23 protein-coding genes and 1 tRNA gene are annotated in these 26323 nt (G+C 62.4%); 15 read left to right on the top strand and 9 right to left on the bottom strand.

Annotated features, from left to right (window positions below; all coding sequences use genetic code 11):
• Positions 1-2: 2 nt before the first annotated feature.
• The 3 genes from hutH to KY495_RS11785 all read right to left on the bottom strand — a co-directional run bounded on the left by hutH (position 3) and on the right by KY495_RS11785 (position 5099).
• Positions 3-1571, bottom strand: a complete 1569-nt coding sequence (gene hutH, locus KY495_RS11795) for a histidine ammonia-lyase (protein WP_219883852.1) — start codon at positions 1569-1571, stop codon at positions 3-5.
• Between the two features lie 10 nt (positions 1572-1581).
• Positions 1582-3294 carry a urocanate hydratase gene (gene hutU, locus KY495_RS11790; protein ID WP_219883851.1) on the bottom strand — a complete coding sequence of 571 codons (1713 nt, stop codon included), beginning with the start codon at positions 3292-3294 and terminating at the stop codon, positions 1582-1584.
• A gap of 137 nt (positions 3295-3431) precedes the next feature.
• Complete coding sequence (locus KY495_RS11785) at positions 3432-5099, bottom strand: amidohydrolase (RefSeq protein ID WP_219883850.1); 1668 nt, start codon at positions 5097-5099, stop codon at positions 3432-3434.
• A 303-nt stretch (positions 5100-5402) separates the two neighbouring features.
• Between KY495_RS11785 and KY495_RS11780 the strand changes: the two genes are divergently transcribed.
• Together KY495_RS11780 and KY495_RS11775 are read left to right on the top strand one after the other, a co-directional pair.
• Positions 5403-6044 (top strand): transposase, encoded by a 642-nt coding sequence (locus KY495_RS11780; protein WP_374041009.1) that lies wholly within the window; start codon positions 5403-5405, stop codon positions 6042-6044.
• 274 nt (positions 6045-6318) lie between these two features.
• Entirely contained in the window at positions 6319-7332 is a 1014-nt protein-coding gene (locus tag KY495_RS11775; RefSeq protein WP_219881833.1) for an IS110 family transposase, read from the top strand.
• A 64-nt stretch (positions 7333-7396) separates the two neighbouring features.
• On the opposite strand, the gene ada is transcribed toward KY495_RS11775, so the two are convergent.
• Entirely contained in the window at positions 7397-8473 is a 1077-nt protein-coding gene (ada, locus tag KY495_RS11770) for a bifunctional DNA-binding transcriptional regulator/O6-methylguanine-DNA methyltransferase Ada (RefSeq protein WP_219883846.1), read from the bottom strand.
• 135 nt (positions 8474-8608) lie between these two features.
• On the opposite strand from ada, the gene hutC reads away from it, so the two are divergent.
• From hutC to KY495_RS11710, 12 genes are all read left to right on the top strand, one after another.
• Entirely contained in the window at positions 8609-9328 is a 720-nt protein-coding gene (gene hutC, locus KY495_RS11765; protein WP_229518586.1) for a histidine utilization repressor, read from the top strand.
• Positions 9329-9525: 197 nt separating this feature from the next.
• The gene (locus tag KY495_RS11760; protein ID WP_219883843.1) at positions 9526-9858 is read left to right on the top strand and encodes a hypothetical protein; all 333 of its coding nucleotides are present in this window, start codon (positions 9526-9528) and stop codon (positions 9856-9858) included.
• A complete protein-coding gene (locus KY495_RS11755) occupies positions 9822-12704 on the top strand; it encodes a PAS domain S-box protein (protein WP_219883841.1) in 2883 nt (960 codons plus the stop codon). The genes KY495_RS11760 and KY495_RS11755 overlap by 37 nt, the downstream gene beginning before the upstream one ends.
• Before the next feature lie 95 nt (positions 12705-12799).
• Positions 12800-13252: a response regulator gene (locus KY495_RS11750; RefSeq protein WP_219883839.1), complete on the top strand. Its 453-nt coding sequence runs from the start codon at positions 12800-12802 to the stop codon at positions 13250-13252.
• Between the two features lie 189 nt (positions 13253-13441).
• Positions 13442-13768: a thioredoxin TrxA gene (trxA, locus tag KY495_RS11745; protein ID WP_219883838.1), complete on the top strand. Its 327-nt coding sequence runs from the start codon at positions 13442-13444 to the stop codon at positions 13766-13768.
• A 93-nt stretch (positions 13769-13861) separates the two neighbouring features.
• Entirely contained in the window at positions 13862-15124 is a 1263-nt protein-coding gene (gene rho / locus KY495_RS11740; RefSeq protein ID WP_219883837.1) for a transcription termination factor Rho, read from the top strand.
• A 204-nt stretch (positions 15125-15328) separates the two neighbouring features.
• Entirely contained in the window at positions 15329-15598 is a 270-nt protein-coding gene (locus KY495_RS11735) for a type B 50S ribosomal protein L31 (RefSeq protein ID WP_219883836.1), read from the top strand.
• Positions 15599-15688: 90 nt separating this feature from the next.
• The gene (locus tag KY495_RS11730; RefSeq protein WP_219883835.1) at positions 15689-17410 is read left to right on the top strand and encodes a glycosyltransferase family 39 protein; all 1722 of its coding nucleotides are present in this window, start codon (positions 15689-15691) and stop codon (positions 17408-17410) included.
• Between the two features lie 64 nt (positions 17411-17474).
• Positions 17475-17561 (top strand) — tRNA-Leu (locus KY495_RS11725).
• Between the two features lie 165 nt (positions 17562-17726).
• On the top strand, positions 17727-18935 hold the full coding sequence (locus KY495_RS11720) for an integrase arm-type DNA-binding domain-containing protein (RefSeq protein WP_219883834.1): 1209 nt from the start codon (positions 17727-17729) through the stop codon (positions 18933-18935).
• A gap of 2 nt (positions 18936-18937) precedes the next feature.
• Positions 18938-19219, top strand: a complete 282-nt coding sequence (locus tag KY495_RS11715; RefSeq protein WP_219883832.1) for a hypothetical protein — start codon at positions 18938-18940, stop codon at positions 19217-19219.
• A gap of 430 nt (positions 19220-19649) precedes the next feature.
• Positions 19650-19895, top strand: a complete 246-nt coding sequence (locus KY495_RS11710; protein ID WP_219883830.1) for a hypothetical protein — start codon at positions 19650-19652, stop codon at positions 19893-19895.
• Positions 19896-20195: 300 nt separating this feature from the next.
• Here KY495_RS11710 and KY495_RS11705 read toward each other — a convergent pair whose 3' ends face one another.
• The 5 genes from KY495_RS11705 to KY495_RS11685 all read right to left on the bottom strand — a co-directional run bounded on the left by KY495_RS11705 (position 20196) and on the right by KY495_RS11685 (position 23097).
• Positions 20196-20456, bottom strand: a complete 261-nt coding sequence (locus KY495_RS11705) for a hypothetical protein (protein WP_219883828.1) — start codon at positions 20454-20456, stop codon at positions 20196-20198.
• Complete coding sequence (locus KY495_RS11700; protein WP_219883827.1) at positions 20453-20848, bottom strand: hypothetical protein; 396 nt, start codon at positions 20846-20848, stop codon at positions 20453-20455. The genes KY495_RS11705 and KY495_RS11700 overlap by 4 nt, the downstream gene beginning before the upstream one ends.
• Complete coding sequence (locus tag KY495_RS11695) at positions 20836-21132, bottom strand: M15 family metallopeptidase (RefSeq protein WP_219883825.1); 297 nt, start codon at positions 21130-21132, stop codon at positions 20836-20838. Before KY495_RS11695 ends, KY495_RS11700 begins: the two co-directional genes overlap by 13 nt.
• Before the next feature lie 490 nt (positions 21133-21622).
• A complete protein-coding gene (locus tag KY495_RS11690) occupies positions 21623-22441 on the bottom strand; it encodes a hypothetical protein (protein WP_219883824.1) in 819 nt (272 codons plus the stop codon).
• 320 nt (positions 22442-22761) lie between these two features.
• Entirely contained in the window at positions 22762-23097 is a 336-nt protein-coding gene (locus KY495_RS11685; RefSeq protein WP_219883822.1) for a hypothetical protein, read from the bottom strand.
• A 314-nt stretch (positions 23098-23411) separates the two neighbouring features.
• Here KY495_RS11685 and KY495_RS11680 point away from each other — a divergent pair, with 314 nt between their 5' ends.
• Positions 23412-26318 carry a type VI secretion system Vgr family protein gene (locus KY495_RS11680; protein WP_219883821.1) on the top strand — a complete coding sequence of 969 codons (2907 nt, stop codon included), beginning with the start codon at positions 23412-23414 and terminating at the stop codon, positions 26316-26318.
• Positions 26319-26323 lie beyond the last annotated feature (5 nt).

The raw sequence follows: 26323 nt of genomic DNA, 5'->3' as shown, positions 1-26323 counted from the left end.
CTTTATGCGTACAGCGACGCGAACAGCGCCTTGCACGACGCGCTCAGTTCTCCATTGACCACCATCTGCCTGGCCGCCTCGATATCGGGCGCGAAGAAGCGGTCGGCATCGAAGAACGGCACCTTCTGGCGCAGCTGCGAATGCACATGCTCCAGGTGCGGCGACGACTTGAGCGGACGATGGAAATCGATGCCCTGGGCAGCGGCCAGCAGTTCGATGCCGACGATGACTGCCGTATTTTGCGCCATATCGTCAAGGCGGCGCGCCGCGAAGGTGGCCATGCTCACATGGTCTTCCTGATTGGCGGAGGTTGGCAGGCTGTCCACGCTGGCCGGATGGGCCAGCGACTTGTTTTCTGACGCCAGCGCCGCCGCCGTGACGTGCGCGATCATGAAACCGGAATTGACGCCCGGCTCACGCACCAGGAATGGCGGCAGGCCGGACAGCGTGGCATCGATCAGGAGCGCGATGCGGCGTTCGGCCAGGCCGCCGATTTCGGCGATGGCCAGCGCCAGCGTGTCGGCCGCAAAGGCCACCGGCTCGGCGTGGAAGTTACCGCCCGAGATGATCTGGCCGCGGTCCGGCGCCCCGGCGTCCGGGAAGATCAGCGGATTGTCGGTGACGGCGTTCGCTTCAATCAGCAGGGTGCGGCTCACGTTGCCGATCAGGTCCATGATGGCGCCCATGACCTGGGGCTGGCAGCGCAGGCTGTACGGATCCTGCACGCGCTCGTCGCCTTCCAGGTGCGAGGCGCGGATCGCGCTCGAAGCGACCAGCTGGCGATAGATGGACGCTGCAGCGATCTGGCCCGGCTGGCCGCGCACCTCGTGCACGCGCGCGTCGAACGGCGCATCGCTACCCTTGGCCGCGTCCAGCGACAGGGCGCCGGCCACCATGGCCGCTTCCAGCAGGCGCTCGGCCATGAACAGGCCATGCAGGGCCAGCGCCGCCGACACCTGGGTCCCGTTGATCAGGGCCAGGCCCTCTTTCGCCGCCAGCACCACCGGCTCGATGCCGGCCTGCTTGAGCGCGTCGACCGCCTCCATCAGCAGGCCGTTGACGCGCACCGGCCCCACGCCCAGCATCGCCAGCGTCATGTGCGCCAGCGGCGCCAGGTCGCCCGACGCGCCCACCGAGCCCTTGGCCGGGATGGCCGGCATGATGCCTGCGTTGTACAGCGCGATCAGGGTATCGACGATCAGGGGACGCACGCCGGAAAAGCCGCGCGCCAGGCTGCCGATTTTCATCAGCATGATCAGGCGCACCACCGCGTCCGACAGCAGTTCGCCGGTGCCGACCGAATGCGACAGGATCAGGTTGCGCTGCAGTTCCTCCAGCTTTTCGTCCGGGATGCGGGTCTTGGCCAGGATACCGAAGCCGGTATTGATGCCATAGGCCGCGTCGCCCCTGGCCACGATGGCCTGCACCGCCGCGGCGGAAGCTGCGATGACGGGGTAGGCATCGGGCGAAAGCGTCAGGTGCGCGGGGGCGGCCCACACGGCGCGCAGATCGGCCATGGTCATCTTGCCCGGTGTCAGGGTCCAGCCGGTGCTGCTGTTGTGCGTACTCATAGTGCTCATATTATTTGACCATCGGGAGATTGAGGTTGTTGCGCTTGGCGCAGGCGATTGCGGTGTCGTAGCCCGCATCGGCGTGGCGCATCACGCCCGAGCCGCTGTCGTTGACCAGCACGCGAGCCAGGCGCCTGGCGGCGGCATCGGTGCCATCGGCCACGATGACCACGCCCGAATGCTGCGAGTAACCCATGCCCACGCCGCCGCCATGATGGAGCGATACCCAGGTGGCGCCGCCGGCCGTATTGAGCATGGCGTTGAGCAGCGGCCAGTCGGACACCGCATCGGTACCGTCTCGCATGCTCTCGGTTTCGCGATTGGGGCTGGCCACAGAACCGGTATCGAGGTGATCGCGCCCGATGACAACCGGTGCTTTGAGTTCGCCGCTGCGCACCATCTCGTTAAAGGCCAGGCCCGCGATGTGGCGTTCGCCCAGCCCCAGCCAGCAAATGCGGGCCGGCAGGCCCTGGAAGGCGATCCGTTCGCGCGCCATGTCGAGCCAGCGGTGCACCTGCTGGTGCTCCGGGAACAGCTCCTTGATCTTGGCATCGGTCTTGTAGATGTCTTCCGGGTCGCCCGACAGCGCCACCCAGCGGAACGGGCCGCGGCCTTCGCAGAACTGGGGCCGGATGTAGGCCGGCACAAAACCTGGGAAGTCAAAGGCATTGGCCACGCCATGATCGAGCGCTACCTGGCGGATGTTGTTGCCGTAATCGACCGCCTTGACACCCATCGCATGGAAGTCGAGGATGGCCTGCACATGGACCGCGCACGACGCGGCGGCGGCCTGCTGCAATGCCGCGTGCTGCGCCGGATCCTTCTGCGCCGCCTTCCACTGCTCCACCGTCCAGCCGCTGGGCAGGTAGCCATTGATCAGGTCATGGGCGGAAGTCTGGTCGGTGACCAGGTCGGGCACGATGCCGCCGGCCCTGGCGCGGCGCACCAGTTCGGGCAGCACGTCGGCCGCGTTGCCGAGCAGGCCAATGGAGACCGCTTCGCGCCGTGCCGTGTGCTCCTTGATCAGGCAAAGCGCGTCATCGATATCCCTGGCCTGCTTGTCCAGGTAGCGGGTGCGCAGGCGGAAGTCAATGCTCGACTGCTGGCACTCGATATTGAGCGACACGGCGCCGGCGAAGGTGGCGGCCAGGGGCTGCGCGCCGCCCATCCCGCCCAGGCCCGCGGTGAGAATCCAGCGTCCGCCCCAGTCGCCGCCAAAGTGCTGGCGGCCCGCTTCCGCGAATGTCTCGTAGGTGCCCTGCACGATGCCCTGGGTGCCGATGTAGATCCAGCTGCCGGCCGTCATCTGGCCATACATGAACAGGCCCTTGCGATCGAGTTCGTTGAAGTGTTCCCAGTTGGCCCACTTGGGCACCAGGTTGGAATTGGCGATCAGCACGCGCGGCGCGTCTGGGTGGGTCTGGAATACGCCGACCGGTTTGCCGGACTGGATCAGGAGCGTCTGATCGTCTTCCAGCTCGCGCAGTGAGGCGAGGATCTGGTCATAGCAGGCCCAGTTGCGGGCCGCGCGGCCGATGCCGCCGTAGACCACCAGGTGCTGGGGATTTTCCGCCACTTCCGCGTCCAGGTTATTCTGGATCATGCGGTAGGCAGCCTCGGTGAGCCAGCTTTTGCAGGCCAGCTCAGTGCCGCGCGGGGCCTTGATGACGCGTGTGGCGTCGAAGCGGGGATCGTCGCCCATGAGGGTGGAATCGGTGGTCATGACAGCTCCTTGAGAGGTGAGAGACAGCGCGCGTCGCCATGAATGATAGCCGCACGCGCCGCCGGACATGCTCAAAGTCTAAGTTGTATATACAACTAAGTCAAATCTTTTTACCGTCCTCCCGGTCGGGCATGCGCCTATTTTTTCTCGAACACCTGCCGTCCCGCGACCCAGGTCTGCAGCACGCCCACCTTGTGGATATCCTTGGCCGGCATGGTGAACAGATCCTGATCGATGACGACAAAGTCGGCCCATTTGCCCTTTTCCAGGGAGCCTAATACTTTTTCCTGGTGCCCGGCATACGCCGCGTCGAGCGTGAAGCAGCGGAAGGCTTCCTTGAGTGTCATCGCCTCATTGGCATACCAGCCGCCGGCCGGCTTGCCCGCCGCATCCTGGCGCGTGACTGCTGCGTGGATGCCGAAGAACGGGTTGGACGACTCGACCGGGAAGTCCGAGCCGCAGGCAATGCGCGAACCCTGCTTGAGGAAGGTGCGCCAGGCGTAGGCGCCCTTGATGCGGTCCGCGCCCACGCGCTGCTCGGCCATGTTCATGTCGGACGTGGCGTGGGTTGGCTGCATCGACGGCACGATGCCGAGCGTCTTGAAGCGCGCAATGTCGCTCAGCGCTACCACCTGCGCGTGCTCCATGCGATGGCGCTGGTCTTTGGCGCCGGGGTGCTTGCGCAGCAGCTGCTGGTAGCCGTCGAGGATCTGGCGGTTGCCGGCGTCGCCGATGGCGTGCACATTGACCTGGTAGCCGCGCTTCATCGCCTTTTCCATCTGCCCGACCATGTCCGCGCTTTGCGCGAACAGCAAGCCATGCGACTTCGGCTCATCGCTGTAGGGGGCCAGCAGCGCCGCGCCGCGGCTGCCCAGGGCGCCGTCCGAGTACAGCTTCACCGAGCGCAGCGCGTACATGTCGCTGGCATACGACTTGAGGGGGCCGGACCTGGCCAGGCGGTCAAAGTCTGCGCCGACGGCGCCGATCATGCCGTACACGCGCGTGGTGAGCTTGCCGCTGTCGGCGTACTGGCGATAGATCGCATCCTGGGCCACGTTCACACCCGCGTCATGGACGCTGGTCAGGCCCATGGCGGCGATGGTGTGCAGCGAGCGATCGAGCATGCTGCGCGACTGGGCATCGGTCAACGGCGGCATGGCCCTGGTGACCAGTTCCATCGCCGCGTCCACCAGCACGCCGGTGGCGGCGCCGTTTGCGTCGCGCATGATCTTGCCGCCGACCGGATCGGGCGTGCTGTTGGTGATCCCGGCCAGCTGCAGGGCGCGCGAATTGGCCCAGCCGGCGTGGCCATCGACGCGTTCGAGCCACATCGGGCGGTCGGCCACGGCGCCATCGAGTTCGCTGGCGGTCGGGAAGCGACCCAGCTTCCAGATCTCCTGGTTCCAGCCGCGCCCGCGCAGCCAGGCGAGGGACGGATTGGCCTTGGCGTAAGTGCTGGCGGCGGCGAGTGCATCGGCCAGCGAAGCGGTGCCGGCCAGGTCGATCTGGGTGAGCTGTTCGCCAAGGCCGAACACATGGCCGTGGGCGTCGATCAGGCCCGGGATGACGGTCTTGCCCTGCATGTCGATGCGGCGCGTGGTGGCCGACTTGGCGCGCGCCCTGGCAGCATCACCCACGGCCACGATCCTACCCTTGTCATCAAAAGCCATGGTGGAGAAGCGTACCAGCTCATTGTTCGCGTTGAGCGTATAGCCGTTGGCGTTCTCGATGACGGTATCGGCGCTGGCCGCGCCGATGATGCCGGTGGCGGTCAATACAAACAGGGAAGCATGAATCAGGCGCATCAAACACTCCAGGGAAAGTAAGCAAAGGCCAAGTGTAGCGCGCCCAAACTTCCCCGGCCACACTTTCCTTCAACCAGGGTCAGACCACTTAAACGCGCCAAAATCATTTTCCTCCTGCCAGGGTCAGACCACTTAAACGCGGCAAAAGCAACTATCTTCCTGGCGGCATGTCTCTGCGGCGCTTGATAAATGCGGTTCGCTTGCTTTTTGTCGGCATGGCCGACGATCTTGCTCCGTACAGTTTTCACTTTTCCCTGTTCAGGAGAGCCTATGCCCCGCCGTCCGAGACTTGTAAGCAGTGGCGTGCCCTTGCACATCATCCAGCGCGGCAATAACAGACAACGATGTTTCTTGGCCGAAGCTGATTATCTGGTCTATCTGGGCATGCTTCACAAGGCTGCACAGCTCGCCTCCTGTTCGGTCCACGCTTATGTCCTGATGTCAAATCACGTGCACGTACTCGCTACGCCAGATAAGGAGGAAAGCGCGGCGCGGATGATGAAGTCCGTTGGGGAGCGCTACGTGCGTTATTTCAACAAGCGCCATGAAAGAACGGGAACCCTGTGGGACGGGCGGTATAAATCATGCCCGGTCCATGACGAGACATATTTGATGGTGTGCTACCGCTATGTGGAACTGAACCCGGTACGCGCGGGCATTGTCGCAGATCCGTTGCACTATCGATGGTCCAGCTACCACGCCAACGCCTTTGGCGCCCGAGACGATCTCGTCGTAGCGCATGCGCTGTACCAAGCGCTCGGCAATAATCATTTTGAACGGGAAACGGCTTATCGCGAACTTGTGCTGGCAGGCATCGCGGGTGATGAAGTCGACAATCTGCGCGATGCAACTAATCACAACTATGCTTGCGGCAACTTCAAATTCCGGCGTGCGATTGCACAAGCCACCGGACATGCCGCTGAGCGCGTCAAGCTGCAGCAGTAAACTGTGCGCGCCGGCAAAGCACACACATATTCACAGTGGATCAACTACCTGTGGGAAGGAAAACAATTTCTTTTTGCCCGTTAAAGTGGTCTCGTATATTGGAGTTACCGAAAATTTGGCAGAATGTGGGCCAGATTTATTGGTCGGGCAGAGTGACATCGGCGTGGTCGGAGACGAGTAGTCTGTGGGTCAGATAGGTGCCTTTGCCCGTTTTTCCTTGCAAGTCCGGACGGTATCTTAGGCCTTAGAGCCTGCATACGAGACAGGTCAACAAATGGAAACTACGCACGCTCCCATTCTGGGAATTGATGTCAGCAAGAAGAAGTTGGACGCCGCGCTGTTGGAAGGCGGCAAACTGAAGAACAAGGTCGTTGAAAACAGCAAGGCCGGGTACGCCGAGCTGGCGAACTGGGTGACCAAGCAAAAAGTCGATGTGACGACAGTCCACGCCTGCATGGAGTCAACCGGCATCTACAGCGAGCCCGTAGCGCTCAATCTGCAGGCAGTTGGCATGAAGGTCAGCATCGTCAATCCAGGCTGCATCAAAGGCTTCGCTCAGAGCGAAAACATTCGAAACAAGAACGACAAGGTCGATGCCGGCGTTATTGCTCGGTATTGCCGAGCAATGACGCCGGAACCTTGGGTGGCACCGCCGCCAGCTGAGCGCTTGTTGCGTGGATGGGTGGAGCGCCTCAGTGCACTTCAGGATATCCGCCAGCAGGAAGCAAACCGGATTGAAGCGCATGAGTTCGCCGGGCAAACTGACTTGGCCAAGCACACCAAAGAGCACGTGGACTGGCTGGATGCCCAGATCGCGCAGCTCAAGAACGATATCGACACCCATATCGATAGCGATCCTGGGATGCGGGCTGACGTTGAGCTAATGACGACGATTCCGGGCGTGGGACGCGCCACGGCAGCCAAAGTCATCAGCTATGCGGGCGATGTGCGAAAGTTCAGCAGCGCCAAGGCCTTCGCCGCTTACATCGGCGTCACTCCCAAGCAACGGCAATCGGGCAGTTCGGTAAGAGGCCGGACCATGATCAGCCGAATCGGCAGTGGTCAACTGCGAGCAGCGCTGTACATGCCGGGCGTGGTGGCCAAGACGCACAACCCGATACTCAGGGCCTTTGCGGCCCGCTTATCGGACAACGGCCTGGCCAAGATGGCCGTGGTCAGCGCTGTCATGCGTAAGCTGGCACATCTGATCTACGGGGTCCTGCGGTCAAACAAGCCCTTCGATGCAAATTACTTGCAATCCGGGCTTGCAATTCAAGACGGTATCTGACCCTGGCGGTAGGAAATTGATTTTGGTGCGTTTAAGTGGTCTGACCCTGGTGGGAGGAAATTGTTTAGGTGGGGCCGCGCTCGCGGTCCAGCAGCGCCTGCTTGCGTTCGACGCCCCAGCGGTAGCCGGACAGGCCGCCGTCGTGCCGCACCACGCGATGACAGGGGATGGCCACCGCCGCCGGGTTGGCGGCGCAGGCGCCGGCCACGGCCCGCGCGCCCGCCGGCAGCCCGATGGCAGAAGCCAGCGCCGCGTAGCTCACCGTGCTGCCACTCGGAACCTGGCGCAGCGCTTCCCACACGCGCTGCTGGAACGCGGTCCCGCGCACATCCAGCGGCAGCGACAATCCCAGCGCCGGCGCTTCGACAAAGCCCACGACCTGCGCCACCGTCGCCGCGAACCCGGCATCGGCACCGTCAAGCTGCGCGGCCGGAAACCGGTCCTGCAGATCGCGCACCAGCTGCCCGGCATCGTCCCCCAGCAAAATGGCGCAGATGCCCTTGTCTGTTGCCGCCACCAGGATGGCACCGAGCGAACACTGGCCCACCGCAAAGCGGATTGCCATGCCGCTCCCGCCGGCACGGTAGCGCACCGGCGTCATGCCCAGCCGCGCCCCCGCCTGCGCGTAAAAACGCCCACTCGAATTGAAGCCGGCCGCATACAGGGCCTCGGTCACGCTTGGCGCCTGCGCCAGTTCCCGCGCCAGGCGCCGAGCGCGGCACGCGGCGCCATACGCGAGCGGCGTGACCCCGGTATGGGCCTTGAAAACACGGTGGAAGTGAAAGCGGCTCATCCCGCTCGATGCGGCCAGGCTGTCCAGGTCCGGCATCTGCTCTTGCGTATCGAGCAGGCGGCAAGCCTCGGCCACGATCAGGGCATGCCGCTCGGCCAGCGGCGGCTGGTCCGGCTTGCAACGCTGGCAGGGCCGAAATCCCGCCGCCTCGGCCTCGCTGACGCTGGCATGGAAGGCGACATTCTTGCGCAGCGCCGGACGCGCCCCACACGAAGGCCGACAGTACACGCCGGTGCTGCGCACGCTGTAATAGAAGATGCCGTCGGCCCCGCTGTCGCGTGCCTGCACCGCGTCCCAGCGCGCGCTGTCACTGGCGTAGTGGTCCCGGGTTGTCTGTGCTGCCTGCATGGCGGTTCCTGCGATGTGTGGTAAGAGGCCATGGTAGCGCGCCGTCCGGCCGCCCGCTTCCCGCACCTTGCTTTTGAATCGAACTGGCCCGGCGATGCTAGAATCGGCTTTTTGCCCTGTTCCCAGGAGAGTAGTTTGGAAGATCCGATCGCGCAAGACAGCACGCCCATTTTCCAGCGCATCAAAGACTACCTGCTCGGCGAGATTGCCGCCGGACGCTGGAAGGAAGGCGATGTGGTCCCGTCCGAACAGGCCTTGGTGCGCCAGTTCGGGGTCTCGCGCATGACGGTGAACCGCGCCGTGCGCGAACTGACGGCGGAACAGGTCCTCACCCGCCGCCAGGGCTCCGGCACCTTCGTGGCGCCGCAAAAATACCAGGCCACGCTGGTCGAGATCCGCAGCATCGCCGACGAGATCCGCGCCCGCGGCCATCGCCATCGCAGTAGCCTGCATGTACTCGAAAAGGTTCGCGCGCCCGATGTGCTCGCGCTCCAGTTCGACCTGCAGGCCGGGGACATGCTGTTCCATTCGGTGATTGTCCACTGCGAGAACGAGGTGCCGATCCAGGTCGAGGACCGCTGGGTCAATCCCGCCTGCGCCCCCGATTACATGAACGTGGACTTCAGCACCACCACGCCCAATGAACACCTGATGCAGGCGGCCCCCCTGCAGGACGCCACCTACAGCATCGAAGCCCTGCACGCCCCGCGCGATATCGCGGCCATGCTCACGATCGAGCCGGGCCAGTGCTGCCTGGTCCTTAAACGCCGCACCCGCGCCCTCGGCAAGGTGGCGTCGGTGGTCACGATGTGGCACCCGGGCCAGCTGTACCAGTTCGCCGGCAGCGTCGGATGAGCGATTATTTCATTTATCTAGGCTTTTTGAAATTTTCTATCACCAGCCACTGAAGATTATTTGAAACAATTTTCATGCATCATTTAGAATGACGCATGCGCTTATTTGTTCAATAACTAACAGGCATCGACGGGATGAACGCCCCTCTGTGTCGCCCTGCGCCTGCCCCAACGTGCCTGGTCCGCTGGCGGGTCCGGGTGCGTACGCTCCGCACGCCGACACCCACCGACCTTCCCATCCCCAAGCATGTACCGGCTACATCAGCGGCGCCGCACCCGGTGCCGCCGCAGCCGCGCATCCCGCATGTGGCCCGCCAGGGCAAAGTGGGCACGTTCGTGCTGCCACTGGCGCTGCGCTCCGGCGGCGCGCAGAGGCCGGAGCAGGACGATGCACTGGCCGCGAAATTACCAGAGCAAGGCGCTGGCCCGGCCACACCGCTGCCAGAACAAGGCGCCGACCTGGCCGCGCTCTCACCGCCGCCTGCGCCCGTTTTATGGTGCGCAGCTTCGCCGCACTGGTCCCGCGCGTGAGCCTGCGCATGCTCGACGTCACCCTGACCGCCTCGATGCTGCTGCTGGTGGCGGCAGGGTTCGTGGCATGGCGCTTCGCGGCGCTGGCCGCAACGCTGCGGGCCGAACGGCGCGCCCTGCGTACGACGCGCGAACAGCTCACCAGCGCCGAAGACCTGTGGGGCTTTGCGCTGGAAGGCTCGGGCGAGGGAATGTGGGAATGGACCGGGCCAAAAGGGGAGATCACCCTGTCGCCGCGCTACAAGGAACTGCTTGGCTACGGGCCGGATGAATTCGAGATCAGTTTCAGCCAGTGGCTGATGCACATGCATCCGGACGACAGTCCGCGCTTTCGCCACGAGCTCAAGCTGTTTACGGAAGCAGGCACCCAGGACCGCGCGCGTCTGTCGTGCGAATTTCGCATGCGCTGCAAGGATGGCAGCTGGAAGTGGATGCTGGGGCGCGGCATCGTCATCGCGCGCGACGCACACGGCCAGCCCACCCGCATGACCGGCACCATGGCCGATATCGGCGAACGCAAGGAAGCCGACGAAGCGCGCGTGCGCGCCGTGCTCGAGGCCTCGCCCGAGGCGATGTTGGTATTGAACCGCGATGGCCGCATCCGCTATGCCAACCAGCTGTGCGCCACCAGCTTTGGCTACACGCGCGAGGAACTGGTCGGCATGCCGGCCACGCGCCTGGCGCCGGACATGCCGGGTCAAAGCACGCCCGCGGCCGGCATCCCGAACCGGGTGCTGACAGCCTGGCGCCGTGATGTCAGCAGCTTTTCGGCCGAGGTCAATGCCACGCCCATGCAGCTGCAGGGCCAGCCGGTCATGATTGTATCGCTGCGCGACATCAGCGAGCGACTGCGCGCGGAGCAGGCCCTGAAGGCGCTCGCTGCCAGCCTGCAGGAGATCATCCAGATGCTGCCAATTGGCCTGTACATCAAGGATCCGGCCGGCCGCATCACCCTGGTCAACAATGCCTGTGCCACCCAGTTTGGCCTGACGACCGCCCAGCTGGCCGCCAACAGTGCGCGCGAACGCGATGCCTTCGAGAGCGGCGCCATGATCGACTACGTGGCTCCGGCCACCAATGGCAGCACCGGCCGCAAGCAGTTCATCCGCACCATCAAAAAGCCGGTGTTCAACGACCAGCGCCAGCCCGAGTACCTGATCTGCATGCTGGTCGATATCACCGACAGCATCGAGGCCGAACGCGAGCTGCGCGAATTGAACGAACACCTGGAAGAGCGCGTCCAGCAGCGCACCGAGCAGCTTGACCTGGCCAAGCAGGTGGCCGAGGAAGCCAGCCAGGCCAAGGGCCGCTTCCTGGCCAACATGAGCCATGAAATCCGCACGCCCATGAACGGGGTGATCGGCATGGCTTACCTGGCGCTCAAGACGGGCCTCAATCCGCGCCAGCGCGACTACATTGAAAAGATCCATTTCGCCGGCGAGCACCTGCTGGGAATCATTGATGACATCCTCGACTTTTCCAAGATCGAAGCGGGCATGCTCGACATCGCGCAGGTGCCGTTCACGCTGGGCCAGGTCATCGAAACGGTGACCACGGTCATGGCGCCCAGGGCCGCCAGCAAGCACCTGGCGCTGGAATTCGCATGCGACCCAGCCCTGCCCGCGTTCCTTCGCGGCGACCCGCTGCGCCTGGGCCAGGTCTTGATCAATTACACCAGCAACGCCGTCAAGTTCAGCGACAGCGGCAGCGTGACGGTGCGCGTGCGCCTGGCCGACGACGGGCCCGAGGATTGCCTGCTGCGCTTCGAGGTGGCCGATACCGGCATCGGCCTGAGCGCGCAGGAAGCGGGCAAGCTGTTCCAGTCATTCCAGCAGGCCGATACCTCGACCACCCGCGAATACGGCGGCACCGGGCTGGGCCTGGCCATCTGCCGCCAGCTGGCCCAGCTGATGGGCGGGACGGTGGGGGTGGAAAGCGCACCGGGCAGGGGCAGCACCTTCTGGTTCACGGCGCGCGTGGGCAAGCTTGCCGCGCCCGCCGAGGCGCCCCCACCAGCGGCGACGGCCGGTACCCTGCCGCCGGCCCTGCGCGGTGCCCGCATCTTGCTGGTGGAAGACAATACCTTCAACCAGCAGATCGCGCTGGAGTTGCTGGAAGAAGCGCTCTGCGACGTGCGCCTGGCCCAAAATGGCCTGGAAGCACTGGACCTGCTGGCCACAGCGCCGTTTGACTGCGTGCTGATGGACGTGCAGATGCCCGTCATGGACGGCTTGCAAGCGACGCGCCTGATCCGCCTGGACCCGGCCCTGCAGGGCTTGCGCGTGCTGGCCATGACGGCCACGGCCACCAGCGAAGACCGCCAGCGCTGCATGGCCGCAGGCATGGATGACTTTATCAGCAAGCCCATCCAGCCTGCCCTGCTCTACCAGACAGTGGCGCGCTGGCTTCCGCCGCATGCGCAGGCGGCGGAAGCCAGCGCGCCAAAAACGAGAGCGAGCGCCAGCTACCGCACCATGCTGGCGGGCGACCCGGCCATCATTGACCTGACCATCCTGGCCAGGCTGTTAAGCTATGACCCGACCAAGGTGCGCAAGTTCGCCTTTAAATTCCTGCAAACGACCCAGGACGGCCTGGCAGAGATGGACCAGGCCCTGGCCGCAGGCAAACTCGCCCGTCTGCATGAACTGGGCCATCGTACCAAGTCCTCGGCGCGCGCCGTGGGCGCCCTCGGCATGGCCGCGCTGTGCCAGCAGCTGGAAGACTTGCCGGCGGACGTCCCGGCCGCGCTGCATGAGGCGCACGACCATATTGCGCAGATGTGGCTGCTGCTTGAGCAGATAACCGAGCACATCATGCAGAACACCACCTTTGCCAGCGATACGTGATCGCCGCGCAACGGGCGCCGCTTTTTCAGGCAAGCAGTGTGCTGCCAAGACCGAAGTTCCACCATAATGCCCACTTACATCCACACATTGTTGACATGAGCAACCTTGACACCGCGTCCCCGCGCGCTCCCCTGGCCCGCGTGCTGCTGCTGGACGACGATCCTTTCATGCTCGAACTGCTGGCCGACATGCTCGACGAGCTTGGCCAGTTCGAGGTGCGGCGCGAGTCGCACGCCCACGGCGCCCTGGCGGCGCTGGGCGCCAATGCACCCGAGCTCTTGATCTGCGACCTGTCGATGCCGGACATGGATGGCATCGAATTCATGACGGCGGCGGCCAATGCCCGCTTTTCGGGCCGCATCCTGCTGCTCTCGGGCATGGATGCAGGGGTGCGCCGCTCGGCCGAACGGCTGGCCCGGGCCCACGGTCTGAACGTGATCGGCTCGTTTGAAAAGCCGCTGGCGCGGGCCGATTTGCAGGCGGCGCTCAAGGGCCTTGGTGGCGCGTCCGGCAATTTGTACAATCTGACGACACATTCTGGAAAATAGGTTATTATTTCAACTAAATCCCCGCCTGATACCCTCTTGCCCGTGGCCGGGCGCTCCAAGCGCGGAAGCCGCTCCCACAGATTGAAAATTGCACACGGCGTCACCACTTCAGTGTTGCAGCATATGTGGCAACAAGCGCAAGCCGGAACTTCCAGGCGTTATTGACCCCCTACCTCGATTGAGGAATACATGAGCGAAAATATTAAACACATCAGCGATGCATCCTTTGAAACCGACGTGCTCAAGTCCGAGCGTCCGGTCCTGGTCGACTTCTGGGCCGAGTGGTGCGGTCCGTGCAAGGCCATCGCGCCCATCCTCGAAGAAGTGGCCAAGGATTACGAAGGCAAGCTGATCGTGGCAAAGATGGACGTTGACGCCAACCAGGCCATTCCGGCCAAGTTCGGCATCCGCGGCATCCCGACCCTGATCCTGTTCAAGAATGGCGTGGTCGCCGCCCAGAAAGTTGGCGCCGTGGCCAAGGGCCAGCTGACCGCCTTCATCGACAGCAACATCTAAAGAAACGGTGACGGCAGCGCGCCCGCCCTGCCGTCCTTGACTAACCCACGCAGTTCCCTCCCCTACCTTTACTTCCCGTCACGGGACTCAAACATGCATTTATCTGAACTGAAGGCGATGCACGTCTCTGCTCTATTAGAGATGGCAATCGGCCTCGATATCGACAACGCAGCCCGCCTGCGCAAGCAAGAACTGATGTTCGCCATTCTCAAGAAGCGCGCAAAATCAGGTGAACAGATTTTTGGCGATGGCGCCCTCGAAGTGTTGCCTGACGGCTTCGGCTTCCTGCGCTCGCCGGACGCCAGCTACATGGCGTCCACCGACGATATTTACATTTCCCCTTCGCAAATTCGCCGTTTCAACCTGCACACGGGCGATTCGATCGAAGGCGAAGTCCGTACGCCCAAGGACGGCGAGCGCTATTTCGCGCTGGTCAAGGTCGACAAGGTCAATGGCGAATCTCCGGAAGCGAGCAAGCACCGCATTCTGTTCGAGAACCTGACCCCGCTGCACCCGAACGAGCCCCTGCGCCTTGAGCGCGAAATGATGGGCCAGGAAAACATTACCGGCCGCATCATCGACTTGATCGCCCCGATCGGCAAGGGCCAGCGCGGCCTGCTGGTGGCCTCGCCCAAGTCCGGCAAATCGGTCATCCTGCAGCACATTGCCCACGCCATTACTGCCAACCATCCTGATTGCACCCTGATCGTGCTGCTCATCGACGAGCGCCCCGAAGAAGTGACGGAGATGCAGCGTTCGGTGCGCGGCGAAGTGGTGGCCTCCACCTTCGATGAGCCGGCCACGCGCCACGTCCAGGTCGCCGAAATGGTGCTGGAAAAAGCCAAGCGCCTGGTGGAGATGAAGAAAGACGTCATCATCCTGCTCGACTCGATCACCCGCCTGGCCCGCGCCTACAATACCGTGATCCCTGCGTCAGGCAAGGTATTGACCGGTGGTGTGGATGCCAACGCGCTGCAGCGCCCCAAGCGTTTCTTTGGCGCAGCCCGCAACATCGAAGAAGGCGGTTCGCTCACCATCATCGCCACCGCGCTGATCGAGACCGGTTCGCGCATGGATGACGTGATTTACGAGGAATTCAAGGGCACCGGCAATATGGAAGTCCACCTCGAGCGCCGCCTGGCCGAGAAGCGTGTCTATCCAGCCATTAACCTGAACAAGTCCGGCACCCGCCGCGAAGAACTCTTGATCAAGGCTGACCAGCTGCAAAAGATCTGGATCCTGCGCAAGCTGCTGTACTCGATGGACGAGATCGAGGCGATGGAGTTCATCCTCGACAAGATGAAGGCCACGAAGAACAATAATGAGTTCTTCGACATGATGCGGCGCGGCGGCTAAGCGTAGCCTGACCTGTTGAATCATCACAATGGACGGCTTGCCGTCCATTGTTGCATCCGGGCCCCGGTCTTGCCAGTGCTGGAACAAGCCGTGTATAATCGCCGGTTGCAGTATTTAACCCTGGCAAGTGAGCGGCAACCGGGTCACGAAGCAAGATTGACCGACGAAGTGCTGTTTGGCTACCTAACCAACCGAGGCAAGACCATGCGTAAAGATATCCATCCAGATTACCGCGACGTTGTGTTCCACGACCTGTCGTGCGACTTCAAATTCGTCACCCGTTCGACCATCCAGACCCGCGAAAAGATTGAGCACGAAGGTAAAGAATACCCGCTCGTCAAGATCGAGGTGTCGGCTGAATCGCACCCGTTCTACACCGGCAAGCACAAGATTGTCGACACCGCCGGCCGCGTCGAGAAATTCCGCCAGAAGTTCGGCGCCGTGGGTTCCAAGACCGCGGTGGCAAACGGCTAAGTTTTTGCCGCGCACACAAAAAAGCAGCCCCCGGCTGCTTTTTTTTCGTTGATACTACGACCTGTCGTCTTTCACCCCAGCCAATCATTGATGAAGCCAGTCCGTCTCGCCGCCGCCGCGACCCTTGCCCTGCCCCGCTGGGCCCTGTTCGGGCTGGGCCTGCTGTACATCCTGCCGGGCCTGATCGGCCGTGATCTGTGGAAAGAAGACGCCGCCAGCTTTGGCGTGATGTGGACCATGGCCCAGGGCAGCCTGCACGACTGGCTGGCGCCCAATATTGCCGGCCGCCCGTTTGCCGATGAAGGCCCGCTCGCATTCTGGCTGGGCGCGCTGTGCATCAAGCTGTTTGGCCCCCTGCTGGGCGACGTGATTGCCGCGCGCGTGTCAACCATGGGCATTTTCGTGCTGGGCGCCATGTCGGTCTGGTATACCGCCTTCCACCTGGGCCGCCGGCCCGAAGCGCAACCCCTGCGCCTGGCCTTTGGCGGCCAGCCGGAACCGGACGACTATGGCCGCACCCTGGCCGACACCGCCGCCCTGATCTATCTGGGCTGCCTGGGCCTGCTCCTGTTCAGCCATGAAACCCTGGCCGTCACGCTGCAGGGTTCGCTGGTGGCATATTTCCTGTACCGCGCGGTGCGCTATGTGGAGTCGCCCTCGGTGCGCAATGCCGCCCTGATCGGCCTGTCGCTGGGTGCGCTCACGCTCTCGCGCGGCTGGTTGACGCCCGTCACCCTGGTGCTGGCCCTGCTGCTGTGCACCCGCCTGCTGGCGTTTCCACTGTCGCGCACCTTGCGCCACCTGGCAATGGCATTGGGCATTGGCGTACTGATCACCCACGTGTGGATCGTGCCCGCCATGCTGGCGTCCGCGCGCAGCGCTGCCCAGATTCCAGCCTGGGTGGCGTGGAATGCCAGCCAGCTGGGCTTGCCGAACTGGACCTCGATCAAGACTTTCCTGCGCGTGGGCATCTGGTTTTTCTGGCCTGCCTGGCCGTTTGCCGGCTGGGCCATTTATGCCTGGCGGCGCCAGGATCATCTGCTGCACATCGTGCTGCCGGTCACCTTCGTGGCCGCGCTGGTGCTGCTGATCATCTGCAACCCCATGCCCGAAAACGGCGACCTGCTCAAGCTGCTGCCGCCGCTGGCCATCATGGCCGCTTTCGGCCTGCCCACCACCAAGCGCGGCACCATCAACGCCATTGACTGGTTCTCGGTCATGGTGCTGACCATGGCGGCCGCCGTGCTGTGGCTGTTCTGGATCGCCAAGCTGACCGGCTGGCCACCCCAGTTTGCCAAGAATGCCCTCAAGCTCTTGCCAGGCTTTAAACCGGAATTCGTGATTTTCCCGTTTGCTGTAGCTGCGCTGGCCACCGTCGGCTGGATTTTCCTGGTGCAGTGGCGCATCACGCGCCAGCCCGCCGTGCTGTGGCGCGCCGTGGTGCTCTCGTCCGGCGGCCTGATCCTGTTGTGGATTTTGATGATGACCTTGTTCCTGCCGGGCCTCAATTACAGCAAGAGCTACCGCGCGGTGGCACGCCAGATTGCCCAGCATGTGCCGGCTGGCATCAACTGCATTGACACCAATGTGGGCGAGCCGCAGCGCGCCTCGTTCGCCTATTATGGCGGGCTGAACTTTACCCCGCCCGGCGCCCCGCAGACCTGCCCGCTGCTGCTGGTGCAGGACAGCGTGAAGATTCGCGACGATCGGGAACCAATGCAGCTGCAGATGGGACCGGAATGGCAAATGCTGTGGGAGGGACGGCGCTCGTCAGACCGCGACGAACGCTTCCGCCTGTATCAGCGCCATTGATGAAGCGCGGCTGACTGAAAGAGTTGCCGTATCGGGGCAAATCGGCCATAATGCGGCTCGCGTTGCCGGGATGGCGGAATAGGTAGACGCACGGGACTCAAAATCCCGCGCTGGAGACAGCGTGCCGGTTCGATTCCGGCTCCCGGCACCAAGCACACATGCATTAAGGTCCAATATCATCTAATTTTGAGCTCTGCTCATAGGTGATGCGACGATTTATCCTCCAGCGTCCACCATCAATCTCCATTGCCATCTATAGTTTTTGCATCCATACTTGCGTCCATCAGTCAGAAGGTGACCCATTTATGGACGCAAAATGCCAAGGTTAGCGACGCCGCTCACAGATACCCAAGTTAAAGCGGCGAAACCGCGAGAGAAGACTTACACCCTGGCGGACGGCGGTGGCATGTACTTGGAAGTGGCTCCTACGGGCCTGAAGGTATGGCGGATGGCGTATCGGCAGGCCGATGGAAAGTCCAACCGTGTTACTTTCGGGTCTTACCCCGCAGTCTCCCTGTCGGACGCTCGCGAGCGCCGCGCCTTGGCCCGTAAGCAGCGGGCCGAGGGCATTGACCCGGCTGCCGCGAAGCGCCAGCTTAAGCAGGCCGCCGTCGCGGCCGAGTTCCACTCGTTCGAATCGGTGGCCCGGGACTGGCTTCGTAAAACGGCAGCCGACCGTGCGCAGACTACCCAGGACAAGAACACGGCTTGGCTTGAGAAAAATGTATTCCCCGTCATCGGCGGTATGCCTATTGCGGATATATCCCCGCGTGACGTCCTGCGGGCATTGCATGTCGTCGAGGCTCGCGGCGCGATTGAATCGGCGCACAAAATAAAGCAGCTCTGCGGCCAGGTGCTGCGGTTCGGCGTAGCCAATGGTCTGACGCAGCGCGATGTGACGGCCGACCTGGGAGATGCCCTGTCAGCGATCCCGCAGCGACATTACGCTGCGATCACCGAACCAAAAGATGCATCCCGGCTGCTTAAGGCCATCTATACGTATGACGGGCACCCCTATTGCGTCGCAGCGCTGCGACTAGCACCACTCGTGTTCCAGCGGCCTGGGGAACTTCGCTCCATGGAGTGGGCGGAAGTGGACCTAGAGAATGCGGAGTGGCGGATACCAGGCACGAAGATGAAAATGCGGCAAGATCATGTGGTGCCGCTCGCGACCCAAGCGGTCGCAATTCTCCGGACCGTCGAACCGATGACCTCACATGGAAAGTACGTGTTCCCGAGCATTCGTTCAGACGACAGATGCATGAGCGAGAACACGATTAATGCAGCGCTGCGGAACTTGGGCTATACCAAGGAGATGATGACGGGGCACGGGTTTCGGGCAATGGCGCGTACGATAATGGACGAAGTCCTGAACGAGCGCGTCGATCTCATTGAGCACCAGCTTGCCCATGCGGTGAAGGATCCGAACGGCCGGGCCTACAATCGCACGAAGCACTTGCCCGCGCGCCACAAGATGATGCAGCGCTGGGCCGATTATCTGGACAGCTTGCGTTTGGGGACTTAGTCATGGACGACGTTAATGTGCGGCTGGAGGACCTGGTCAAGCGCTGCGAGGCCTTGTTGGTAAAACTGGATCAGCCTGCGATATCCCTTGAATTTCAACTTTGGGATCATGGTGACGTGTCGGCCTACTTCAAGCGCCATCCGCGCACCGTCCGGGAGCAGATCACGTGCCTGCCTTCGTTTCCTAAGGCGATCCGCCTGCCGTCGAAAGACCGATGTGCGCAGCCTTTATACCGCGCTGGGGAAGTTGTAGAATGGGCGAACCAATTCAGGGATCGTCATTAGCCTGGGTCGAGTGCTCAGATGGCTCTCGTTTGGAATTGGCACTACTCCCCGCTCTGCTCAGGCATCGGGCTTAAGTCCTCTCCGGAGGCCTCTGCACAGCGGACTTGCTAACCCGTGCAGCGACTGAAGTGTGCCGGAGTAAAGCTCGCGCCGGACGTCAGCTAGGCGGTCGATGTGATGTGCGGGCGAGCTCGGCGGGCTGGTCGGCCATTACCTGAACGGACCATTCTTGCGCCAGGAACGGAGCGGGGTGAGCCTTTAACCTCACTGTGCATGCATACAGTTCTTAGCGACTTTGTTACGAAATAGCAACTACTTATTGTGAACGTTCGCCTATGATATAGGTCATATTATCGTTCGGTACGCTACCGTAGCATATTCACTAAAGGGAACAAAACATACCGAATTTGAGGTACACTGACCGCATGTCATGCCGCTGAACCTAAGCGGCATTGTCAATATCCAAGGGGATAATATGAAAAACAGACGCTTCGCGAACCCAAAAAAACTTAATAGTACTGTGCATAAATTGCGCTTCATTGCTGGGTGCGCATTGATTGGCTCCGTCGTTGCCGGCGCGTTTTTCGGATGGGTTGAGGCACCGATTGATATGCGTGCAGTTGGCGTAGCCATTGGCACAACAGCTGGGTTGATCAGCAATCATCTCTTTGCATAAGCGGTGGCGATTCCTAGCATCACCATTGATGGAAATTGGGTCGATGTCGGGTCCATCGCAACCGGGTTCATATACATTGCATACCGACACTGGCTATGCGATGAAAAGGCTAAGCTAATTTCTAGGGAGACGGGCTCGATTTTTGCAAATGGTGCTGCGCTCTTTCCGCTGTTGATACTTACGTTTTCCTCAGTATCATCGCAATTGATGCAAAGTCTTGTCGAGGCGAGCAAGATAAGCCTATCTGTCGCTGGTTTTTTTGCTCTTCTAGCGATCCTAGAAGATCGAACCTAGGCACATTTAAACGCACCCGGCAATCACCGCCTCCAGCTGGCTCTCGTACTTGAAGTGCAGCAGCGTGTCGCGCGCCAGGGCCAGCACCTTCTCGCCCTCGCTGGCGTCGCCAGGCAGCGCCAGGGCTGCGAACGCCGGGCGCGCGGGTACCGCTTTGACGCACTTGACCATCACCGGCACCTTGACTTCGATGGTTTCTGGCTTCGTCGCGCAGCCAAGGTTCGTGGCGATGCAACCGGCCAGCAGAATCAGGATAACGTTTCTCATCGGATCGACTCCAAGACATCATTGACGGCCGGCATGGCTTCGGTGCAGGTTGTCGCCTTCGCAGCGCGGGTGCGGGCCAATGCCTGGTCGAATCGCTTCCCATTGGCTGCGGCCAGCTGCAGCGCCGCCTGGCCCCGGGCGTCTGCCTGAGCCTTCTCGCTGGCCAGCGCGTCGATGGCTTCGTTCTGCCGGGTGATGGCCGCCGCGAGGGATGCGCTCTTGGCGCGCTCGGCCACCAGCTCCACCCGTGCCGCATCCCGGTCCCGCGCCGCCAAGTGCCAGTGGTAGCCCATGCCAGCCGCCGTGAGCACCAGGACGATCAGCAGCACGACGGCCGCCAGCTTCCAGACACCGCTGACCGCGGCGCGCGTGAGAGTGCTCAAGGCTTGCATGGGATTTCCTTTCCGGCGCGCAGGTCGGCCATGGTGAGGCCGCCGGTGAATTGGCAGTGAGGTTTGTCAACATTGGTGTAGCGGCCGCCCCACTCGAAGCCCAGGGCCTCGGCGATCTTGCCGCAGGTGTCATACGCCTTCGCATCGTTCCACATGGCCTTGCCGTTGACGGTCGGCACGAAGTCGAAGGCGCAGCGGAACTGGTGCGCGCTCTGCCCGCCCTTGGCATTGGTCACCTTGGGCCCGGGCTTGGTGCGGCCCTGGGCGTAGATCGCGTCCTGCAATATTGCGCAGCCGCGCTGAGAGTGAGAAAAATCCCTACTATTCGAAGCTGATGCTCAACTTCGCAAAAGCTATCGAGGACATCTGATAGTTCGAACGGCCGGGCTGATTTGGCAGCGTTATCTGCCCTCCCGAACCCGTCCGGTAGTGTGGACAAGGTTCCAGCCCAGCTCGCGCCTGATCTGCTCAGGCGATGGCGGTGGGCTGTCCTGGCGTGCCGGCGCGCGCATCCAATCTCGCACCTGCTGAGGGGTCGGCCTGGATACGGGCAGCGGCATATAGCCTCACGAAGTGGGCGCTACAAATGCAAAAGCCACCGCAATGGGTGGCTTGAAGTGGAATTCCGGGGCGAACGAGGCTTACGCAACGGTAAGGGTGTTCGCCTGGTTCCTCCGAGCGGTGGCGCCGAAGCGCGCATTACGTAGGGGCGGACCGATTGTCAATAGAGATTGATATATACATTTGTGCTCCAGCGCAACCGAGTGCTGAATGTTAGTGACCTTGTTGCTCAGCCTCGGTTGCGCGGGCGACGATGTCGTCAATCATGACGCATAGCTTTCGACAAGAACTACGATGGCGCTCCAAGAAAGCAGCTTCATCGGTTTTCAAAGCCATTTCTCCTCGTAGCGCAATTACCAGCCGCGCGCTGTTATCAGTTAATTCGGGAAGGATCTGACGCAAGTGACTAAAGTATGCTCGCTTCGCCTTAGCACGAGCCTTCGTAAAGAAGGTTTTTAGCGTGTGTTGATGCTGCAGATTGTCGAACGCGCGCTCTGTTGCCTTATGAATACGCTCAGCCAAAGCCTCACTAGAAGGGCTATCCTTTTCGCTGGTGACCTCCAGTGCAACCGAATGCACCTCGGCACGTGCGCTTGCAATCCCTTCAGTTGCGGAGATAAGACCGGCCGCTTTTTCGCGGACGTCACGCGCAAGGATTGAAAGTGTCGCAAGTTCCTCCGAGAGCTTCTCGTTCAGATCGAGGAGACGGAGAGCTGTGGGGCTTTCCGCTACTACCAAAAGCTTGCTTGAGCACTCAGAGTACTCAGTCATACTTTTCCTATCCTGCTCTCGATCGTCGGGCAGAAATGGGAGACTTGACATAATCTTATCGCAAGCGACCGCTAACGGCAGGTAGATCTCGCTACGCAAGGCGTACTCACGAGCAACCTTGCTAGCGCCGGCCGCGAACCCCTGCTCAGAATGAAGTTTCTTGGTCGCCCGGAAGTCATTGAACAGAGCAATCAAAGCGGAAGTGACAGCAGCAACGATCGCGCCAGCAAGAAGTGTAGGTATTTGGACTAAGTCAAGCATGAGACAGCTTCGAATAACAGGAGGCCGCAATCATAGCACTTGACACATCCGCTACTTCGACCATTCTTTTCAGAGCTTGTATGGCATACGCAGCCTCGGCGCCATACAAAAAGCCCGCAATTTCGACTTCAACCACTATGAAATGTGATTCCGGCTCCCGGCACCACTCGCATTGCTCAGATCACCCACTCCCCTCGACACTTTGTTTTCCCTTCTGGAAAACGCGCCTCTTGCTTTCCTGGTCCATTGCGCTTCGCGTCCTTGCGCGCACCTCCCGTTGTTAATGCAGATGCAGGCATCCACCGCGATGAGCTCTGCCGTCATCCAGTCGAGAACAACCACCATATCCATGTGAAGAACCCGCCCAGCAGCACCAGCATCACACCCCACATGAAGATCCAGGAGCGGCGGCGACGGTACAGGATGCCACCCACCAGCAGGCCGATAAGCAGGGCGGCGACCAGCGCCGCGCCTATTACATACGCAAGAAACCGGCCATAGGCGGCGCCCGCATAGCCAGAGGGGGCCGGCGAAGAGTCAACGGTGAAAAATGCCACGATCCCCAGCACGGTCAAGACCAGGGCTATCGTGCCACCGGTCATGGCGGCGTGCCACACGGTCCGGTCGGGTCGGAAAGAATCAGGATCGCTTGTCATATGCTCACTTTTCTAAACGCTGTTTAAGCGCTGCTGTTCCGCCTCCATTGGCACCGTGGATTGTCAGAACAGCGGGCCCAAGATGCACAGGGCCAGTCTACGCGGCGGCCCGCCGCATTGCATCCCGTGCATTCCTGCCGTCGCCCCGACGCGACATCTCCTTCCAGAACGTCGACATCGCGTTCCATATTTTACGAACAATATGAGAAAAGATATACAATGGCAACTAAAGCAATGTTTTTGCAGCGGTGACGTTGTTGCCGCACCCAGATCACCTCTCGTAGCCCAGCATTTACTCCCATACAAACGTGCCAATGGATATCCTCGCCGAAATGTCTTCCCTGGGCCTGCTCGGTACCGGGCTGAGCCAACATGCGCGCCTGTTCACGCTGACCAGTGCCCAGCAACGCGGTTTGCCGGAATCACTGCTGGCCGAGCAATTCACCGGGCGCGAGGCAGTCAACGAACTGTTCGCCTTTGACATTGATGCCCTCAGCACGTCCGCCGACCTGGACCTGGCGGAATTCATCGGCGAAGAACTGACCATCGCCCTGCTGCAGCCCGATGGCAGCCGCCGCGCATGGCACGGCATGTGCACCCGCATCGACTGGCAAGGCGCCGACGGCGGCGTGGCCCGCTACCGCCTGCGCCTGGAACCGGCCCTGTCCATGCTGGCGCTACGCCGTGACAGCTACATTTTTCAGGACAAGAACGCCCAGGAGATCATCACGGAACTGCTGTCGGACTATCCCGGCATTCGCTTTGACTTCGATATTACCCAGCAGCTGGCGCAGCGCCCGATCACGACCCAGTACCGCGAGAGCGACCTCGAATTCTTCCAGCGCATCCTCGCATCCGAGGGCCTGAACTGGCGCTTTGAACACGACCAGGCCGGCGAGGAAGACGATACCCAGGGCGACGGCCACTCGCGGCACCGCCTCGTCATTTTCGACAGCCAGGCCAGCGCGCCGGCCACGCCCAACGGCGACATCCTCCGCTTCCACGGCGTGCGCGCTACCGACACCGACGACGCGATCGACCAATTCCGGGCGCGCCGGCAGGTGCAGGCCAATGCAGTGAGCATCAGCAGCTGGGACCCGGAGCAGCTGCTCGCCCCGTCGGCCGAACAGCAATCGAGTCTGGATGCAGGCGAACTCCCCACCCTGGCCGTGTACGACGGCAGCGGCGAGCGGATCGCCAGCGACAGCGAGGTGGCGGACCCGCACAGCGCCTTGATGCTGCAGGCGCTGGAGCTGGAAAACAAGACCTTTGAAGGTGCAGGCGCGGTACGGCGCCTCGCCGCCGGCCATGCCTTTACGCTCACGCAGCACGAGCGCGAAGGCGACGACGCCAGCTTCAAGGTGCTGTGGGTACGCCACCAGGCCCGCAATAATTTCGGCTCCCAGATCAAGGCGGCCGAGCGCAGCGGCGTGCAAGCTGGCACCTACCGCAACCAGTTTGCCTGTGTGCGCGACAGCGTGCCGATCGTTCCTGCCGCTACCGCCGCCCCACACGCCAGCACCGCGCTCGGCCCTCAGACCGCGCTGATTGTGGGCCTGGCCGACGCAGTGGCCACTACCGAGCGTGATCACCGCGTGAAGGTGCAGTTCGCGTGGCAGCGGGGTCAGAACCCGAATGCCGGCGGCATGAACCACAATCTCGATGAGAAAGGCAGCGCGCCGGGCGACGAAACCGCAGGGACCTGGGTGCGGGTGGCCGAAGCACTGGCAGGACCCAACTGGGGTTCGCACTTCACGCCGCGCATCGGCACCGAGGTGCTGGTCGACTTCATCGAAGGCGACATGGACCGTCCGGTGGTCGTCGCCCAGCTGTACACGGGATCGGACCTGCCGCCGTTTTCGGCCGGCGTGGATTCGGCAGCCAATCATGCAGGCAGCCTGTCGGGCATCCACAGCCACAATTTCGACGGCGGGGGATTCAATCAGTGGCAGCTTGACGATACCAGCGGCCAGGTACGCACGCGTCTTGCCACCAGCACGGCGGCCACCCAGCTCAATCTCGGCTACCTGATCGCGCAGCAGCCATCGTCGGCCCAGCGCGGCAGCTATCGGGGCAGCGGCTTCGAGCTGCGCACCGACGCCTGGGGTGTGGTGCGCGGCGGCGAAGGCGTCCTGCTGTCCACCACCGCGCGCGCCCAGCAAGGCAGCGGCGTCACATCGACCCAGATGGACGTGACCGAAGCCGTGGATCTGCTCAAGGGCGCACAAGACCTGGCCACCCGCCTGGGCGACGCGGCCAGGGAACAGCAGGCCCTGGCCAGCGCCGACGCCGCGGCCGCGCACAACGCCTTCGTCGAACAGATCGATGCCGAGGCCAAGGGCAAGTTCAGTGGCGCCGTCAACGGGCAGGAAGCGGTCAAGGCCAAAGCCGGAGCGCGCGAAACCGACCCGGACGCGCCGGTGGAAAAATTCGCTTCCCCGGTGGTCATGCTGGATTCGGCCGCCGGCATCAACTGGGCAACCCCCGCCTCCACCGCGCTCTTCGCCGGCGAGCACCTGCAGTGGACCACGCAGTCGGACCTGCACATGACGGCGGCCCATACCCTGTCGGCTGCATCGGCCAACGCGGCCAGCCTGTTCACGCATGCCGGCGGCATTCAGGCCATCGCCGCCAACGGCCCGGTGTCACTTGAAGCCCACACCGATCTGCTCGAGATCCTGGCTGACCAGTCCATCACGGTGATCTCGGTGAACGACACCATCGAGATCAAGGCCAAGGAAAAGATCGTGCTGCAGGCGGGCCAGTCGTCGATCACGCTCGATGGCGGCGACATCACCTTTGCCTGTCCCGGCAACTTCACCGTCAAGGGCAGCCAGCATCCGTTTGAAGGCGGCGCGTCCAACGCCGCGCTGCTGCCGGGGCTGGCCACAAGCCTGATCAGCAAACCGATCACCGAGGTGGTCAAGCCGGGGCCGCACGCGGTCGAGGTGCTCGCGTTCAGTGCGGAAGGCGAGGCCCTCAAGGACGCCGTGGTGCAGTACTTTGACCCGGTCGCCGGTGCCAAGTTCGCGGAACGGACCATTGGCGGTGCGGGCACGTCGAGCGAGGTGCTGGCCGATCACAACCAGCCGTACAAGGCGCTGGTCGGTTACGAAGGATGGACTGCCCAATTCGAGGAAGTCGGCGATGACGAGGACGACGACGAACCGGATTTCGACCCTGGCGAGCTGGACGAAGACCGCGACATCGAACACCTGTGAGAACG

It is taken from the genome of Massilia sp. PAMC28688 (assembly GCF_019443445.1).
Classification (GTDB): Bacteria; Pseudomonadota; Gammaproteobacteria; order Burkholderiales; family Burkholderiaceae_D; genus Telluria_A.
The sequence above is the reverse complement of the archived record's forward strand: the minus strand, read 5'-3'. Positions and strand labels throughout refer to the sequence as shown.